Annotated in this window: 17 protein-coding genes; 13 read left to right on the top strand and 4 right to left on the bottom strand. The window is 61.6% G+C overall.

Annotation, left to right across the window (positions count from 1 at the left end):
- Positions 1-130: 130 nt before the first annotated feature.
- Positions 131-298, bottom strand: a complete 168-nt coding sequence (locus tag AB8A23_RS19330) for a hypothetical protein (RefSeq protein ID WP_439058518.1) — start codon at positions 296-298, stop codon at positions 131-133.
- Between the two features lie 134 nt (positions 299-432).
- On the opposite strand from AB8A23_RS19330, the gene AB8A23_RS19325 reads away from it, so the two are divergent.
- The 9 genes from AB8A23_RS19325 to AB8A23_RS19285 all read left to right on the top strand — a co-directional run bounded on the left by AB8A23_RS19325 (position 433) and on the right by AB8A23_RS19285 (position 8,331).
- The gene (locus AB8A23_RS19325) at positions 433-639 is read left to right on the top strand and encodes a DUF6894 family protein (RefSeq protein WP_439058519.1); all 207 of its coding nucleotides are present in this window, start codon (positions 433-435) and stop codon (positions 637-639) included.
- Positions 640-752: 113 nt separating this feature from the next.
- Positions 753-1,490, top strand: a complete 738-nt coding sequence (locus tag AB8A23_RS19320; RefSeq protein WP_439058520.1) for a DUF1236 domain-containing protein — start codon at positions 753-755, stop codon at positions 1,488-1,490.
- 289 nt (positions 1,491-1,779) lie between these two features.
- The gene (aroQ, locus tag AB8A23_RS19315; protein WP_231080565.1) at positions 1,780-2,247 is read left to right on the top strand and encodes a type II 3-dehydroquinate dehydratase; all 468 of its coding nucleotides are present in this window, start codon (positions 1,780-1,782) and stop codon (positions 2,245-2,247) included.
- 51 nt (positions 2,248-2,298) lie between these two features.
- Positions 2,299-2,793, top strand: coding sequence for an acetyl-CoA carboxylase biotin carboxyl carrier protein (gene accB, locus AB8A23_RS19310; protein WP_231080564.1), 495 nt, complete (start codon positions 2,299-2,301; stop codon positions 2,791-2,793).
- A 30-nt stretch (positions 2,794-2,823) separates the two neighbouring features.
- Complete coding sequence (gene accC / locus AB8A23_RS19305; protein WP_439058521.1) at positions 2,824-4,176, top strand: acetyl-CoA carboxylase biotin carboxylase subunit; 1,353 nt, start codon at positions 2,824-2,826, stop codon at positions 4,174-4,176.
- Positions 4,177-4,292: 116 nt separating this feature from the next.
- On the top strand, positions 4,293-5,816 hold the full coding sequence (locus AB8A23_RS19300; protein ID WP_439058522.1) for a sensor histidine kinase: 1,524 nt from the start codon (positions 4,293-4,295) through the stop codon (positions 5,814-5,816).
- Entirely contained in the window at positions 5,813-6,253 is a 441-nt protein-coding gene (locus AB8A23_RS19295; RefSeq protein ID WP_089264105.1) for a response regulator, read from the top strand. Before AB8A23_RS19300 ends, AB8A23_RS19295 begins: the two co-directional genes overlap by 4 nt.
- The gene (locus AB8A23_RS19290) at positions 6,250-7,344 is read left to right on the top strand and encodes a response regulator (protein WP_120289356.1); all 1,095 of its coding nucleotides are present in this window, start codon (positions 6,250-6,252) and stop codon (positions 7,342-7,344) included. Before AB8A23_RS19295 ends, AB8A23_RS19290 begins: the two co-directional genes overlap by 4 nt.
- A gap of 147 nt (positions 7,345-7,491) precedes the next feature.
- A complete protein-coding gene (locus AB8A23_RS19285) occupies positions 7,492-8,331 on the top strand; it encodes a metallophosphoesterase family protein (protein ID WP_439058523.1) in 840 nt (279 codons plus the stop codon).
- Here AB8A23_RS19285 and AB8A23_RS19280 read toward each other — a convergent pair.
- On the bottom strand, positions 8,258-8,755 hold the full coding sequence (locus AB8A23_RS19280; protein ID WP_120289352.1) for a cyclic nucleotide-binding domain-containing protein: 498 nt from the start codon (positions 8,753-8,755) through the stop codon (positions 8,258-8,260). The two genes, AB8A23_RS19285 and AB8A23_RS19280, sit on opposite strands and share 74 nt — an antisense overlap.
- A gap of 251 nt (positions 8,756-9,006) precedes the next feature.
- On the opposite strand from AB8A23_RS19280, the gene AB8A23_RS19275 reads away from it, so the two are divergent.
- The 3 genes from AB8A23_RS19275 to upp are packed head-to-tail and all read left to right on the top strand — an operon-like array spanning position 9,007 to position 12,187.
- Positions 9,007-10,263, top strand: coding sequence for a GTP cyclohydrolase II (locus AB8A23_RS19275; protein WP_120289350.1), 1,257 nt, complete (start codon positions 9,007-9,009; stop codon positions 10,261-10,263).
- 10 nt (positions 10,264-10,273) lie between these two features.
- On the top strand, positions 10,274-11,518 hold the full coding sequence (locus AB8A23_RS19270) for a URC4/urg3 family protein (protein WP_439058524.1): 1,245 nt from the start codon (positions 10,274-10,276) through the stop codon (positions 11,516-11,518).
- Between the two features lie 39 nt (positions 11,519-11,557).
- Positions 11,558-12,187 carry a uracil phosphoribosyltransferase gene (gene upp / locus AB8A23_RS19265; RefSeq protein ID WP_068736713.1) on the top strand — a complete coding sequence of 210 codons (630 nt, stop codon included), beginning with the start codon at positions 11,558-11,560 and terminating at the stop codon, positions 12,185-12,187.
- Positions 12,188-12,244: 57 nt separating this feature from the next.
- Here the strand turns inward: upp and AB8A23_RS19260 are convergent, their stop codons facing one another.
- A complete protein-coding gene (locus AB8A23_RS19260; RefSeq protein ID WP_439058525.1) occupies positions 12,245-13,690 on the bottom strand; it encodes a DASS family sodium-coupled anion symporter in 1,446 nt (481 codons plus the stop codon).
- Between the two features lie 447 nt (positions 13,691-14,137).
- Positions 14,138-15,493: an NAD(P)/FAD-dependent oxidoreductase gene (locus tag AB8A23_RS19255; protein ID WP_439058526.1), complete on the bottom strand. Its 1,356-nt coding sequence runs from the start codon at positions 15,491-15,493 to the stop codon at positions 14,138-14,140.
- A 287-nt stretch (positions 15,494-15,780) separates the two neighbouring features.
- Between AB8A23_RS19255 and aat the strand changes: the two genes are divergently transcribed.
- Positions 15,781-16,467, top strand: coding sequence for a leucyl/phenylalanyl-tRNA--protein transferase (gene aat, locus AB8A23_RS19250; protein ID WP_439060494.1), 687 nt, complete (start codon positions 15,781-15,783; stop codon positions 16,465-16,467).
- Positions 16,468-16,469: the final 2 nt, after the last annotated feature.

Raw genomic sequence — 16,469 nt, 5'->3', positions numbered from 1 at the left:
TCCGCAGATCCCGACTGACATGACCTGATGTTAGTCGTTGAGCCCGCCCTGTCCATGTCGAACGCATAGTAAAGAGGCCGGCTGCGTAACAGCCGGCCTCTTTGAAACCTGATCAATATTACAACGATGGTTACGCGACGTCCTCGACTGTCGTCTCGCCGTCATCCGAGCGCTGCTCAAAGCGCGATAGCCTGTTTGCCGTATTTTCCAGGACGCCGGCGACAAAATCGAACACCGAATTCTCGATCGGCGCCGCTTCCGCTATCTTCTGAACGATCATCTCCACAAAGGCAGGCATCGCATTTTCCTTATTCGATAGTGCAATGCACGTGCTGCCATTTGGTTCCGGCTGAGACCGTCTTCATTCCATTTCCGACTTAGGAACATCCCCAACGGTGGTGGATTGCCCTTTACGGAGGAGGAGAAAGAGCAATGCCAAAATATCATTTCGAGATTGTCGATGGTTTCCGGCTTGAGGACCCCGTAGGTCTGGATTGTAGCGACGACACGCAAGCCAGGGATGTCGCCAAGAGTATTGCTCATCAAATCGCGGTTGATATCGCAGGCGACTGTGACCGGAAGGTCGTCGTCATCGATGACAACGGCGATGAAGTCTACAAGACGAAGATCAAGCCCTGACGCGGCGTGACGTATACTCAAGCATAACAAAAGCAATGGAACTACACTTTCTCAGGAACATCCCTCCGCCAATGCCGTTGTACGGCGGGCAATGCATCGCGAGGAGAACCAAGATGAACAACCGTTTATTGATGAGCGTCGCCGCCGCTGCACTGATTGCAGGTTCGGGTTTGGCTAGCGCGCAAAATCCCGGCGGCGCGGGAGCTGCAACGTCGGGTGGTGGCGCCGGAGGTGCCGGAATGACCCGTGAGGCGCCGGCGGGCGGTGCTGCACGTAGCGGCGCAACGAGCGCGCCCGCAAGCGGCGCGGCTGCTGATCGTGCTGCGCCGGCCGAACGCAACGCACCAGTCAACAAGGACGAAGCGACCGACACCACCAACAAGTCCGAGCAGAAGCCGGCGGTGAAGTCGACGCAGTCGGACGACAAGATGCAGCGTGACGACAAGCGTACGACCGACTCGACCCGTGACAGCGGAAAAGCCGGCAAGGACATGAAGGCCGATTCCAAGTCGACCGACTCCAAGTCAGGTGCTGACACCAAGTCGACATCGACGGAGACCAAGTCGACCACGACTACCGGTCAGGCCGGCGCGGGCGCCAAGCTGACCACCGAGCAGCGCACCAAGGTCACCACGGTCATCAAGCAGCAAAATATCCAGCCGGTGACCAATGTGAACTTCTCGATCTCGGTCGGCACCCGTGTGCCGCGTGAAGTCCGCTTCCACCCGCTTCCGGCTGAGATCATCACCGTCTATCCGGATTGGCGCGGCTATGAGTTCTTCCTGGTTCGCAACGAGATTATCGTCGTGAACCCGCGGACACTCGAAATCGTCGCAGTCATCGACGCCTAAGGCGGGGCATCTGATGTGACACCCGGGCGGGCTCGAAAGGGTCCGCCCGTTTGCTATCCGGGACGCTCCGCCCCTGTCGTGATCCGGCAGATTGCCGGAATGGCACCAGTGGCTTTAACCTTGGTTAATAAGCATTTTCCACAGGTTCCATCGGGCTTTTTATGAATTGGGTGAGGTATTTGGCTGGGGGAACCCGGGGTCTAGAGGCTTCCCCTCCGCGGTTTGGTTACCTATAACCCCGGGCAGAACGGCGCCCACCCGCGCCCATTGCTATTGCCCGGGATGTCCGATGGCCAATGCCACGACCAACACCATCTACGTGCTCAACGGCCCCAACCTCAACCTGCTGGGAATCCGCGAGCCGGACACCTATGGGCATGCAACTCTGGCCGATGTCGAGAAGTTGTGCGTGACCACGGCCGCGCAATATGGCCTGACCGCAGATTGCCGGCAGTCCAATAGCGAGAGCGAGCTCATCGGCTATATCCATCAGGCCCGCGAGAAACACGTGGCCGGCATCGTGATCAATGGCGGCGCTTATTCGCACACCTCGATCGCCTTGCACGACGCCATCGTCGGCGTGCGCATTCCAACTGTGGAAGTGCATGTCAGCAACGTCTACACCCGCGAAAGCTTCCGCCACCATTCCTTCATCGCCAAGGCAGCCTTTGCCAGCCTCTGCGGCTTCGGCATCGAGGGCTATCGCCTTGCCATCAGCGGCCTCGCCGCAAAAATCGGTGCCAACGCCATCGCGTGACGCGCCCGCTTCGCTCATTATTCGTCTTTCACTTCAGACATTGGATTGCCCATGGCCCGCAAGCCTGACGACATACAGACCGCAACGCCGCAAGCCAGCAACGATAGCGGCATGATCCGCGAACTGGCGCTGCTGCTGGATGAAACCAACCTCACCGAGATCGAGGTCGAGCGCGCCGGTCTGCGCGTGCGCGTCGCGCGTAACATCAGCGTTGCTGCCGCTGTGCCGGCTTATGCGCCCGCACCGGCTGCTGCACCCGCGCCTGTCGCCGCAGCTGCTGCCGCACCGGCCGCCGCCGACATGACCAAGCATCCCGGCGCCGTGCCCTCGCCGATGGTCGGCACCGTCTACCGCGCCCCGGAGCCCGGCAAGCCGGCCTTCATCGAAGTCGGCGCCAAGGTTGCTGCCGGACAGACTTTGGTCATCATCGAGGCGATGAAGACCATGAACCAGATCCCAGCACCGCGGGCCGGTACCGTGACGCAGATCCTGATCGAAGACGGCTCGCCGGTCGAATACGGCGAAGCGCTGGTCATCATCGAGTAACACCACAACGTCCTCTGACTTCGGAACGCCATGTTCGAGAAAATCCTGATCGCCAACCGCGGCGAGATCGCATTGCGCATCCTGCGGGCCTGCAAGGAGCTCGGTATCGCGACCGTGGCCGTGCATTCAACAGCGGACGCCGACGCCATGCATGTGCGCCTCGCCGACGAGAGCGTGTGCATCGGCCCGCCGGCGTCGAAAGACAGCTACCTCAACATCCCGTCGCTGCTCGCCGCCTGTGAAATCACCGGCGCAGATGCGGTGCATCCCGGTTACGGTTTCCTGTCCGAGAATGCGCGCTTCGCCGAGATCCTCGCCGACCATAATCTGAAGTTCATTGGCCCCAAGGCCGAACACATCCGCCTGATGGGCGACAAGATCGAAGCCAAGAAGACCGCCAAGCGGCTTGGCATTCCCGTGGTGCCCGGCTCCGACGGCGGCGTCGGCCCCGAAGACGATGCCATAGCCATCGCCCGCGAGATCGGCTTCCCGGTCCTCGTCAAGGCAGCCGCCGGCGGCGGCGGCCGGGGCATGAAGGTCGCGCAGACCGAAGCCGATCTGCTGATGGCGCTGTCCACTGCCTCGAACGAGGCCAAGGCTGCGTTCGGCGACGCGTCGGTCTATCTCGAAAAGTATCTGACCAGGCCGCGCCACATCGAAATCCAGGTGCTGGGCGATGGCCGCGGCGGCGCGCTGCATCTTGGCGAACGCGATTGCTCGCTGCAGCGCCGGCACCAGAAGGTCTGGGAGGAAGGCCCCTCGCCTATCCTGTCACCGGAAGCGCGTGCCAGGATCGGCGGCATCTGCGCCAAGGCGATGCAGGACATGCAGTATCTCGGCGTCGGCACCATCGAATTCCTCTACGAGGACGGTGAGTTCTATTTCATTGAAATGAACACCCGCATCCAGGTCGAGCATCCCGTCACCGAGATGATCACCGACATCGATCTCGTGCTGGAGCAGATCCGCATCGCCGCCGGCGGCGACCTGCCCTGCACCCAGGAAGAGGTCAACATCATCGGCCATTCCATTGAGTGCCGCATCAATGCCGAGAACCCGGAAACCTTCCGGCCCTCGCCCGGCACGATCACCCAGTATCACGCCCCCGGCGGCCTCGGCGTTCGCATCGATTCCGCGGTCTATCAGGGTTACAAGATCCCGCCTTATTACGACTCGCTGGTGGGCAAGCTGATCGTTCACGGCAAGAATCGGCCGGAATGCCTGATGCGGCTGCGCCGGGCCTTGGACGAGATCGTGGTGGACGGCGTCGAGACGACCCTGCCGCTGTTCCGGGCCTTGGCCCGGGAAAGCGACATTATCGAGGGCGACTACCACATCCACTGGCTGGAACAGTATCTCGCGGGCAAGCCCGCCAAGACCTGAAACATTTGGGATCAGTCTGGAACCAATCGCCTCGATCCGCGTTTTTTGTGCTGCCGGGAGACGTCCGGCGGCGGGGGCCATATTGAAGTCCAATCTGCAATCCAAGCGAGTACTACGTGACCGCTGACGCCGCCCGCAGGCGAGCGCTATGGCAAATCCTGCTGCTCCTGGCGGGATTGCTGGTGCTTGCCGCCATCAGCGCGGCCTCCGTTATCCTGGTGAACCAGGCACGTGACGATTCCAGGTGGGTGGTGCACACCGTCGAAGTCCAGAACCAGATATCGAACCTGCTGCTGGAAATCCGCCGAACCGAAAGCGCGACCCGCGCCTATCTGCTGTCCAGCGGTCCACAATTCCTTTCCGAATACGAAACCTCGGCGGCCGCGATCCTGCCGGCCGTCGACAGACTGGTGGCCCTCGCCAACGACAATCCGGCCCAGGTCGCCAACACGGTCAAACTGCGTGCAGCCGTCGAGCAGCGACTGGCGGAATTCGCCAGGGGGATCGACCGCATCAAGAACAACGACATCCAGTCGAGCATCGACATCCTTCGTCGCGGCGGCGCCAATCAGGCCGTTCAGGACATCGCCGATATCACCCGGGCGATGCGCGCCGAAGAAGGCCGCCTGTTTGTCGAACGCACCCGGACGGCCGACCAGAGTCAGCAATGGGCCTCGTTAGTCACCGTGGCCGGCTCCGGCCTGGTGGTGCTCCTGGCGGCGCTGTCGATCTTCCTCGTGCGCCGCTCGTCAAACGCCCGCGATGAGGCGGAGGCCAGGTTGCGCGACAGCAACATCGACCTCGAAGCCGCCGTTGAGGAGCGCACCGCCGACTTGCGCGAAGCCAACGACGAGCTGCAGCGCTTCTCCTATATTGTCAGCCACGACCTGCGCTCGCCGCTGGTCAACATCATGGGCTTCACCAGCGAGCTCGAGGAGCTGCGCGGCGACATCTTCAGGCGCATCGCGACGCTCGCCAATGCAGAGCCCGTCGTGGCCGATGTGAACGGCGAATTGCCGGAGCCGGCGCTGCCCGAACAGGACAAGCAACTCTCCGCCGATTTCACCGAAGCGCTCGGCTTCATCAAGTCATCGATCGGCAAGATGGACCGCTTGATCAGTGCTATTCTCAATCTGACCCGCGAGGGCCGGCGCGAATTCAAGCCCGTCAAGATCGACACCCGCGAACTCATCGAAGGCATCGCTTCCACTGTAGCGCATCAGGCAGCCGAGACCGAAACCCAGATCCGCATCGAGCCATTGCCTGACATCGAGAGCGATCGTCTCGCAATGGAACAGATCTTCGGCAACCTGATCGACAATGCGCTGAAATATCTGAAGCCCGGCGTCCCTGGCGACATTCTCGTCAAGGGCCGCACCAAGATGGGCTTTGCGATCTTCGAGATCATCGACAACGGCCGCGGCATCGATCCCCGGGATCATCAGCGCATCTTTGATCTTTTCCGCCGTGCGGGTACACAGGACAAGCCCGGCCAGGGCATCGGATTGGCCCATGTGCGCGCTTTGGTGCGACGAATGGGCGGCACCATGTCGGTGTCATCGGAACTCGGCAACGGCAGCAACTTCACCGTCACGCTGCCGGCCAGATGGACGGGGCATAACCGGGATAAACAAACATGAGTAAGCCAGTTACCATCATTATGATCGAAGACGACGAGGGGCACGCCCGTCTGATCGAACGCAATATCAGGCGCTCGGGTGTCAATAATGAGATCATCCCGTTCACCAACGGTACAGACGCCGTCAACTATCTGTTCGGCAAGGATAGCACTGGCCTCGATCACAAGGGCGAAGCCCTGCTGATTCTGCTCGACCTCAACCTGCCCGACATGACCGGGATCGATATCCTGAAGCGAGTCAAAGAGAACGAATTTCTCAAATGTGCGCCCGTCGTGGTCCTCACCACCACCGACGACGCGCAGGAAATCAAGCGCTGCTACGAGCTCGGATGTAACGTCTACATCACCAAGCCCGTGAACTACGAGAGCTTCGCCAACGCGATCCGCCAACTCGGTCTGTTTTTCTCCGTCATTCAGGTTCCACAAGCGTCCACATGACATCTGCCACGACGCCTACGCTGCTGTATATCGATGACGACGCAGGTCTTGCGCGGCTGGTGTCGCGCGGCCTGACGCGGCAGGGCTTTGGCGTCGAGCATTGCGACAATGGCGAAGCCGGTATCGAACGGATCAAGCAGGGTGGCATCGACGTCATCGCGCTCGATCAGTACATGCCGGGCCTCGACGGGTTGGAAACGCTTGAGCAGATCCAGAAACTGCCCTCGCCGCCCCCTGTGGTGTTCGTCACGGCGTCGCAGGACAGCAAGATCGCCGTTACCGCACTAAAAGCGGGCGCTGCTGACTATCTGGTGAAGGACACCCAGGGCGACTTCCTGCCGCTGCTGCATGTCGCCTGTACGACTGCCATCAAGCAGGCCCTGATATCGAAGGCCCGCGACGACGCCGAAGCGGAAGTCCACGCATCGCGTGATCGCTACGCTGCCCTTGCAGCCGAGCGCGAGGTATTGCTGCGCGAGGTCAATCACCGCGTTGGCAACTCATTGCAGATCATCGCTTCGCTGCTACATCTGCAGGCGAATTCAACCAGTGAAGATCACGTCAAGGTAGCGCTGACCAACGCCATGGGCCGTGTCGCCGCCGTGGCGCAGGTCCATCGCCGGCTGTACACCTCGCACGACCTCAACAGCGTGCTGCTCAATCAGTATCTGGAAGCCCTGCTGGAAGATCTACGTCGCTCGGCCGAGGGCAACCGGATGTCGCGCCTGACGCTGAAGGCCGAATCTGTCGAGATCGATCCGGACCGCGCCGTAGCCATCGGCATCATCGTCAACGAACTGGTGATGAACGCCGTCAAATATGCCTATCCCGACGGAGCCGGCCCGATCCATGTCGTGCTCACCGCGCAGGGCGACCAGCTCGAACTGTCGATCACTGACGATGGCGTCGGCCTCAACGTGAAAGTCGACCCGCGCTCCACCGGCATGGGCCAGCGGATCGTCAATGCCATGGCCAACAAGCTCGACGCCTCCGTCGAGCGCGATCCCGACCATGCTGGCACGCGTATCGTGCTGCGGTTCTGCGCCGTCACCAAGCCCGTGGCCAAACCGCCGGTCAGCGCTGCGGGCTAGGCCCGTCTGCGCTGCGGCCGCGCCTTAAACACTCCCAACCTGCACAAATATGCCGCGCCCGTTCGCCTTGCGCGGTTCCATCGCATGCCTAGACTGCACCTTTCAGTCTGCTGATATTTCTCTTTCTTTCCGGACCTCGGATTTCATATGCGCTGCCTTGTCGTGGCCGACCTGCATTATTCTCTGCCCCAGTTCGACTGGCTGCTGAGCGTCGCGCCGCAATTCGACCTCGTGATCTTTGCCGGTGACGCGTTGGATATCGCGTCGATCGTGGACTTCCGTGCCCAGATCCTGGTGGTGAAAAAGTATCTCGGCCTGCTTGCCCAACGCACCAAGGTGATCCTGTGCTCTGGCAATCACGATCTCGACGAACGCAACGATGAAGGCGAGAAGATCGCGCGATGGGTTGGCGATGTCAGGCAACTCGGCATCGCCTGCGATGGCGACAGCCTCACCATCGGCGATACGTTATTTACAGTCTGCCCGTGGTGGGACGGTCCGCTGGTTCAGCAGCGTATCGTGCAACAACTCAGCGAAGCATCCGCACAAAGCGCAAAACGCTGGATCTGGGTCCATCACGCACCGCCGACCAACTCGCCGACGAGCTGGAGCGGCAAGCGATACTTCGGCGACGTCGAACTGGTGCAATGGATCGAGGCGCATCGGCCTGCGATGGTGATCTCAGGCCACGTGCATGAGTCTCCGTTTGTCAAAGACGGCTCATGGTACGACCGGATTGGTGAGACCTGGGTGTTCAATGCAGGCCGACAGTTCGGTCGGCCGCCAACTTACATCGTGCTCGACCTTGATGACGGCACAGCATTCTGGCTATCGGCGGAAGGCGCTGACCATATCGATCTGAACGCTCCGCTGCAGCGTCCGGCGTTACCGATCAAGGTCGCGCCCGCATGGCTCACATCCGTGGATCGTTTTGTCGATCCGAGCCCCGATCCGAACCTGGTGACACCTTCGTCGGCGACAGGTTGACCATGTTGTCCAGGAGCTCGCCGACCATCGACAGATGCGTACCATGGCCGGCATATTGCTGCTTGATATCGGCAAGATAGCTCGTCGCCACATTGAGCCGCTGCGCCAGCAGCCGCGCGATCATCAGCGCGACGGTCGGGTGATCCCGCAAGAAATCCGTCGCATTCTCGAATTCATAGACTTGCGTCTCCATCGCGGCGCGCACGGTCGCGGTATGCGGCTGTTCGAGGAGCACCGACATTTCACCGACCACAGCACCGGGTTCGGTCAAACTCGCAACCACCGTGTCGCCCTTGACGACATCGAGCTGCCCTTCGATCAGCACGAACAAATGCCCGCTGGTCTGTCCTTCCCGGATGATCGTATCGCCCGCTGCAACGCTGTGCTTCACGCCATCGCTGCAATGATCCAGAACGGCGCGCATATCAGGCACTCCAACATGGTTGATAAAGCGTATGCTCGCCGTGACGATCGCGTGACACAAGGCCCGAATGCGCCGAAATTGTCGGCAACCGGCGCATATTGGGTGCGGCGGAGCTTGCGAGACGTCCCGCCCCGGCTACCACGTCTTTCTCCCTGTTGCATTTGTTCGGGAGATAGTTATAGTTAGTTGCTTCCTTAGCAATAAGGCCCGTCCTTCCAGACGGGCCGTTGCCATTTTAGGGGGCCTTTGCGATGAGCCGTTCCAACCGGATCGATCATATTCGCCTGACGTCGCATCCTGCGCCGGGCGCCAAGCATCACTTCCCGATCCATTGGGGCGCAGCCTCCGCACGCGAACGTGGACCGGTCATTGGCACCGTATCCCGCCCGCAGGACCGCAACGTCATTGGCACCCATGGCGGCTCCTATTCGGTCTATCGCGCGCTCGCCGTTTCATCCGGCGCGCTTGATCCGCTGAAGCGTCCCGATCTCACAAATACCCATCCCGCTGCTATCGTCGGGCCTTTCGGACAATGGACCGATCCCGAGAAGATCGTATCGCTCGATCCCTGGGGTCATCTCGTTGCCGAAAACTTTGCGCCCGAGATCGCCGAAGGCATCGATATCCGCCCGAGCATTGCGATCACCAAGGCGCGGCTCGATCTGCCCGAGCTGCAGGCCGCGATCGCTGGCGGTCGCCTCAAACACGACGGCGACGTCGTGCATGCCAATGGCAGCGTCTCCGTGGTCAAGATCGCTATCGATCCCGTGTGGTATCTGCCCGGTCTCGCCAAACGTTTTGATACCAGCGAGAACAATCTGCGCCGCCAGCTGTTCGAACAGACCGCCGGCATGTTTCCCGAACTCGTGACCCGGCCTGACCTGCAGGTGTTCCTGCCGCCCATCGGCGGGACTACTGCCTATCTGTTCGGCGACGTCAGCAAGCTACCGGATCACACGACCAAGATCACCTGCCGCGTCCACGACGAGTGCAACGGCTCCGACGTGTTCGGCTCCGATATCTGCACCTGCCGCCCCTATCTAATTCACGGTATCGAGGAATGCGCGCGCGCCGGTCAGTCCGGCGGTCTCGGCATCATCATCTACAACCGCAAGGAAGGCCGTGCGCTCGGCGAGGTCACCAAATTCCTCGTCTACAACGCGCGCAAACGTCAGGAAGGCGGCGACGCTGCTGCGCAGTATTTCGAACGCACCGAATGCGTTGCCGGCGTGCAGGATGCGCGCTTCCAGCAGTTGATGCCGGATGTGGTGCACTGGCTCGGCCTCAAGCGCATCGATCGCTTCATTTCCATGAGCGACATGAAGCATGATGCGTTGACCAGTCAGGGCGTCGAGATCGTCGAGCGCGTGCCGATCCCCGACGACATGATCCCGGCCGATGCGCATGTGGAGATCGCCGCCAAGAAGGCGGCTGGCTACTTCACGCCGGACCCGGTGACACCGCAGGATCTGATCGATTCCGTCGGTCGCGGGCTTGAGAAGTATTGAGATATCAGCAGTGAATCCCCAGACCCCGGAAGCCTCTGCGGCCCTCTCGTTACTGTCAGCTCACGCCGTACGCACCCGTGCGCAACGCATGCTGACCCTCGGCCTCGACGACAAACTGCCGAACTTCCGCATCGATCTCACGCGCATGGACGACGTGATCAACCTGGTGCTGGACACGACGCGCGCCTCCTATCCGTCGCTCGATGTCCCGTTCCATTCGCGCTGGCGTCACTTCGTCAATGCCGGCGACAATCGCTGGGCCGATGTCGCGGGTGGCACTTCATGGCCTGATCGCGCAACACGCGGACGCGCGGAATTCGATCTCGCTATCACCAGCGTGTTCCTCGATGCCGGGGCCGGTCCAACCTGGCGCTATACCGATCCCCAAACCGGCGCGGCCATCGGCCGCTCCGAAGGTCTCGGTCTCGCCAGCCTTGCGATGTTCGCCGGCGGCACGTTCTCTGCCGATCCCGCACAGCCACTGCGCGCCGATGCCAGCAAGCTCGCAGAGCTCGACGTCAGCGATCTCAAGCACGGCATGCAGGTCTCCGACACCAATCCAATGGTCGGCATCGACGGCCGCGCCGATCTGCTGCGCCGGCTTGGCGAACACGTAGCGTCGAAGCCCGATATGTTCGGCACGAAGGGTACGCCGCGGCCCGGCGGATTGTTCGACCGTCTGGCGTCGCTGGCTGACAATGGCCGCCTGCCCGCTCCCACCATCCTCTCGGAACTGCTGCTGCAACTTGGTCCGATCTGGCCGTCGCGGCTGACGCTGGACGGCATCGCGCTCGGCGATTGCTGGAAGCATCCGGCGATGACGACCTCGGATGCGACGAGCGGCCTTGTGCCCCTGCACAAGCTGTCGCAATGGCTGGCCTATTCGCTGATCGAACCGCTGCAGACCGCAGGCATCGATGTGACCGATATCGACGGCCTCACGGGATTGGCCGAATATCGCAATGGTGGTCTTTTCGTCGATGGTGGTGTCCTGAAATTTCGCGATCCTGCTGACGCCGCGCGTGAGCACGACGTATCGTCGCCGCTGGTGGTGGAATGGCGGGCACTGACCGTAGCGCTACTTGACCGCGTTGCCGGCGGCCTGCGACAAAGACTGAAGCTCGACGCGACGTCGCTGCCGTTGGCCAAGGTGCTCGAAGGTGGCACATGGGCCGCCGGCCGCATCCTGGCGCGCGAGCGCCGCGAGGATCATTCGCCGCCGGTGAAGGTCATCAGCGACGGTACGGTTTTCTAGATCAAAGACGGTTTTACACTCTCGCAACGGATGAGGTTCATGGACGGCGTCACGATCGTTAATCACCCGCTGGTGCAGCACAAGCTGACGCTGATCCGCGACAAGAACCGCTCGACCAAGGGCTTTCGCGAACTGCTCAACGAAATCGGCATGCTGCTGTGCTACGAGGTGACGCGCGACCTTCCGCTCACCGATGTCGAGATCGAAACGCCGATCATGAAGATGACCGGCAAGGAAATCGCCGGCAAGAAGCTGGTCTTCGCACCGATCCTTCGCGCCGGCCTCTCTTTCGTCGAAGGCATGATCGGCCTCGTCCCTTCCGCGCGCATCGCGCATATCGGCCTGTACCGCGACCCCGAAACATTTGTCGCCGTGGAGTACTTCTTCAAGGCGCCGACCAATCTCGACGAGCGTCTGGTGATCGTGATCGATCCGATGCTGGCCACAGCGAACACGGCCGTCGCCGCCATCGACCGCATCAAGGAACGCGGCGCCAAGGATATCCGGTTCGTCTGCCTGCTCGCCGCCCCCGAAGGTATCGAGCGCCTGCGTGGTTATCACCCCGATGTGCCGATCTGGACAGCCGCGATCGACGATCGTCTGAACGATCACGCCTATATCGAGCCGGGTCTCGGTGATGCCGGTGACCGTGCTTACGGCACCAGGTAGCGGGGTGCACCGACACGCTGGCGCCTCCTACCACGCGACACTTCCTTGGACTGTGGCTCAGTTGATCATCAGCAGCCAGGGCATTACGACCAGCAGCAAGCCGGCGAAATAGATCAACCCGAAGATCAGGCCAAACTTCCAGAAGTCGGCCTTGCCGATATAACCGCTGCCAAAATACATCGGTGCCGGTCCGGTGGCATAGGGCGAGATCACGCCCATCAGGCCAAGAGAATAGATACAGAGCAGTGTCAGAGTCGACATCGGGATTCCGGGAATGCTCGACCCCACCGCCAGCACGACAGGCAGCATCGCCGCCGCGTGCGCCGTAATGCTCGAGAAAAAATAGTGGATCCAGAAGAAGATCGAGACCAGCAGGATCATCGCAATGGTCGGGCTGAATGTGGCGAGTGGAGCCGCCAGGCCGGCGGCAGCCCATTTGATGAAGCCGATGTCGTTGAGGCCGGATGACAACGTCAGCAGCGATGTGAAGTAGAAAAACACCTCCCACGCAGCCTTCTCGGCGATGATGTCGGAAAACGTGATGACGCCCGTGACGAGCATCAGCGAGATCACAACGAACACCACCATGGTCGCATTGATGAAGTTCGAACCGACGCCCGGCAGCGAGATGTCGGGATTGGATCCGGTGATCCACAGGAACATCGCAAGCACGACCAGTCCGGCCATGATCCATTCACTGCGCGACAACGCCCCCATCGACGCGAGTTCGCTCGCGCTCCACGCCACGATCTCCGGGCTTTCTTTCACCTCCGGTCGGCAAATCGCGTAGCTCAGCAGTGGCAGAAGCAAAATCAGCGGCACGCCGAGCGGCGCGAAGCCGATGAACCACTGTGACCAGCCGACGTCCACGCTCACGATCTTCTTGGCGATGCTCAGAGCAGCCGCATTGGGCGCAAGCGCGGTGAGGAACATCGAGCTCGTGACAGCGGTCGCCGCGAAGGCGGTCCACATCACATAGGTTCCGATCCTGCCGGCTGTCGGACCCGGCTCCGATCCGTAGATCTTCGGGATGTTGCTGACAATCGGATAGACCGTGCCGCCACTGCGCGCGGTGTTCGATGGCGTCGCTGGCGCGAGAACGAGATCGGACAGCGCAACGGCGTAACCCAGTCCCACCGTGTTGCGCCCGAGGCTGCGAACCAGCAGCAAGGCCAGACGCCTGCCAAGACCGCTCTTGCGATAGCCGGTCGAGAATACGAAGGCGCCGACAATCAGCCACACCGTGCTTTCGGAGAATCCGCTCAGCATCCAGCGCAGCGACTTGTTGGGATCGTGTTCGACATATCCCATCACGCCCGCAAAGGTCAGACCGATCAGACCGACCGCGCCTACGGGCATGGATTCCAGGATCAGGCCGGTAATCACCGCAGCGAAAACGGCAAAATAATGCCACTGATTGGCGACAAGCCCTGCCGGAATCGGGATGACGTACAGCACCAGCCAGACAGCGAGAGGTGCAATCTTCTTCCAGCTCAGCGACACAGCTTCTCCCCCGGCGAACCGAGCCGCCGTACCTGCGACAATACGTCCGGCAACGTAACACCAGTTATTGCCCGGCGAGCAACCGCCAACGCGATCTGCGCCGCATGTATCACCATCTTAGAGCGCGCCTCTCTTTCCTTTCGCATCCGCAGCAAACGTCGCGCTGTCATGCAGCCGGTTACGCGCGGCGTTGCGCCGGCAGCTCCGAACGCGACATGGAGCGGCGGGAAATGCCGGTCTATCGGATGGTTTTCTTCAACGCATGGGGAGCAAGCCGACGACTGATTATGAGTGAAGCTGCCGATCACCAGCACATTGCGTGCGCGTAGCTCGGCCTGTGGGCGCACAGTCAGGCAACGCTCTCAGGCTGGATCAGCCGCGGCCCACGCTTGGCGGCATCCATGGCGTCTATTTTTGCCAAACCGCCCTGGCAACCGCCCCAAGATTTCAGCGCGCCGAACTGACGCGCTTTTCCTCGCCGCTATGCGACGGCACGGATTTGATATCGACCACGGCACGCCCCTGCGTGATCAGCCGCGCGCCGCGCTGATCCAGCGTGTGGATCCAGAGCCAGTTGATCGCAACGGCAAGACGATTGCGCAGCCCGATCAGGAAGTAGATATGGGCGATGCCCCAGATCCACCACGCCAGCGCGCCGCGCAGCCTGACGCGGCCGAAGTCGATCACGGCGAGCTTCTTGCCGATCTGTGCGAGACTGCCGTCGTGCGAATAGCGAAACGGTGCGGGCGTCTCACCACGCAAACGTTGTTTGATTGCTGACGCCACATAGCGCCCTTCCTGCTTTGCTGCCGGGGCAATGCCAGGTACCGGCTTGCCATCAGGAGCAGCAATGGTCACGGTGTCACCGACAGCGAATATCTCGGGATGACCCGGCACTGTAAGATCCGGGTTGACCTGCAGACGTCCGGCGCGATCAGCGGCAACGCCCAACCATTCGGCAGCCGGCGACGCGCGCACGCCTGCCGCCCAGATGATCGTCCTGGCGCCGAGTGCCTTGTCGCCATAGACAACGCCATCGATGTTGCAATCGGACACGGCATGTCCGAGCGCGACTTCAACGCCGAGCTTCTCTAACGAGCGTTGCGCATAGGCCGACAGATCCTCCGGAAATCCAGCGAGCACGCGTGTCCCCGCCTCGATCAGCACCACGCGCGTCTCGCGCGTATTGATATTGCGAAAATCTTCCGGCAGCGTCACCCGCGCGAGCTCCGCGATGGTGCCGGCGAGTTCGACACCAGTCGGTCCGGCGCCGATAATTACGAAGGTGAGCAGCGCCGCGCGCTTGACGGGATCGCTCTCGCGTTCGGCACGCTCAAAGGCCGTGAGAATACGACGGCGCAGCGTGGTCGCGTCTTCCAGCGTCTTGAGGCCCGGCGCGAACGGCTCCCATTCATCATGGCCGAAATAGGCATGGCCGGCACCTGTGGCGAGCACCAGCGTGTCATAGGGCAGCGCCTGCCCGTCATCGAGCAATACCCGGCGCGCCCCCGCATCCACGCCGGTCACGGTGCCGAGCAATGTCGTCACATCCTTGCGTCCACGCAACAGATAACGGATCGGCCAGGCGATCTCCGACGTCGCCAGCGATGCGGTCGCGACCTGATACAGCAGCGGCTGAAACAGGTGATGATTGCGGCTATCGACAATGGTAATGCTGACATCGGCGCCAGTCAGCCGATACACGGTCTCCAGCCCGCCGAAGCCGGCACCGACAACGACCACCCGATGAGGCGTTGTCGATCTGGTCGATGCCTTGCCGTCGATTGTCACGATATTCGTCATGGTGAACAGGCTCCCTGCCTGCATCCTGATAGCTATGCCCGTCGTCCGAACAATCAAGCAACAATCGGGCGCGCCAGGCCGGTTGTTGAGCGGTTCCAGATTGATCAGCCCGCGTTGGCGTCAGTGTGCCCTGCGCGACCAGGACCGATCCAATAAGTAAGCCAAATGCCGGGCATAAGCATTGCTTGGTTCGTGATTCCGATCCTCCGAGGCACCCTCAATCCGCTCAGCGCCTGTTGAGCGCCGAGACCGTCGCCCGCGCCGCCTCCGCCTGCTATGCTGGCCGCATGAGCTCACGCGACTCCGCCTCTTCCGAGGTCACGCCCGAACTGCTGCTGCGCGCCTATGCCTGCGGCATCTTCCCGATGTCGGAAAGCGCCGACGATCCCGGCCTGTTCTGGGTCGAGCCTGAGCAGCGCGGCGTCATTCCGTTGGATGGGTTTCGCATCAGTTCACGCCTCGCCCGCACGGTGCGTTCCGATGTTTTCACCGTGACCGTCAACACCGCCTTCAAGCGCGTGATGGCCGAATGTGCTGCGCCAAAGCCGGGCCGGGAGGACACCTGGATCAATACGCGTATCCGCGATCTCTATGGCGAGCTGCATGAGATGGGCCACGCGCACAGCGTCGAAATCTGGCAGGACGACACGCTGGCCGGCGGGCTCTATGGCGTCTCGCTCGGCCGCGCGTTCTTCGGCGAGAGCATGTTTCATCATGCGCGCGACGCCTCGAAGGTGGCGCTGGTGCATCTGGTCGCCCGGCTGATCGCCGGCGATTTCAAGCTGCTCGACACGCAATATGTCACCGATCACCTGCTGAGCTTCGGCGCACAGGAAGTGCCGCGGGCCCGCTATCGCAAGCTGCTCGACGCGTCGCTCGACGGCATTGCGGAATTCGACAGACTGCCGATGGATTTCCCGCTCAAGGGCGCGACGATGCTGGACATCATCGCGGGACGGAACGCCGCCTCTTAAGA

The organism is Tardiphaga sp. 619_E2_N8_4, assembly GCF_051810905.1.
Lineage (GTDB): Bacteria > Pseudomonadota > Alphaproteobacteria > Rhizobiales > Xanthobacteraceae > Tardiphaga > Tardiphaga robiniae.
The sequence above is the reverse complement of the archived record's forward strand: the minus strand, read 5'-3'. Positions and strand labels throughout refer to the sequence as shown.

Excerpts from the sequence above, each read along its gene's own strand:
- aat (WP_439060494.1), top strand. The coding sequence starts at position 15,781 with ATGAGCTCACGCGACTCCGCCTCTTCCGAGGTCACGCCCGAACTGCTG.
- AB8A23_RS19330 (WP_439058518.1), bottom strand. The coding sequence starts at position 298 with ATGCCTGCCTTTGTGGAGATGATCGTTCAGAAGATAGCGGAAGCGGCG.
- AB8A23_RS19325 (WP_439058519.1), top strand. The coding sequence starts at position 433 with ATGCCAAAATATCATTTCGAGATTGTCGATGGTTTCCGGCTTGAGGAC.
- accC (WP_439058521.1), top strand. The coding sequence starts at position 2,824 with ATGTTCGAGAAAATCCTGATCGCCAACCGCGGCGAGATCGCATTGCGC.
- AB8A23_RS19320 (WP_439058520.1), top strand. The coding sequence starts at position 753 with ATGAACAACCGTTTATTGATGAGCGTCGCCGCCGCTGCACTGATTGCA.
- AB8A23_RS19285 (WP_439058523.1), top strand. The coding sequence starts at position 7,492 with ATGCGCTGCCTTGTCGTGGCCGACCTGCATTATTCTCTGCCCCAGTTC.
- upp (WP_068736713.1), top strand. The coding sequence starts at position 11,558 with ATGGACGGCGTCACGATCGTTAATCACCCGCTGGTGCAGCACAAGCTG.
- AB8A23_RS19275 (WP_120289350.1), top strand. The coding sequence starts at position 9,007 with ATGAGCCGTTCCAACCGGATCGATCATATTCGCCTGACGTCGCATCCT.
- AB8A23_RS19295 (WP_089264105.1), top strand. The coding sequence starts at position 5,813 with ATGAGTAAGCCAGTTACCATCATTATGATCGAAGACGACGAGGGGCAC.
- AB8A23_RS19255 (WP_439058526.1), bottom strand. The coding sequence starts at position 15,493 with ATGACGAATATCGTGACAATCGACGGCAAGGCATCGACCAGATCGACA.
- AB8A23_RS19290 (WP_120289356.1), top strand. The coding sequence starts at position 6,250 with ATGACATCTGCCACGACGCCTACGCTGCTGTATATCGATGACGACGCA.
- accB (WP_231080564.1), top strand. The coding sequence starts at position 2,299 with ATGGCCCGCAAGCCTGACGACATACAGACCGCAACGCCGCAAGCCAGC.
- AB8A23_RS19280 (WP_120289352.1), bottom strand. The coding sequence starts at position 8,755 with ATGCGCGCCGTTCTGGATCATTGCAGCGATGGCGTGAAGCACAGCGTT.
- aroQ (WP_231080565.1), top strand. The coding sequence starts at position 1,780 with ATGGCCAATGCCACGACCAACACCATCTACGTGCTCAACGGCCCCAAC.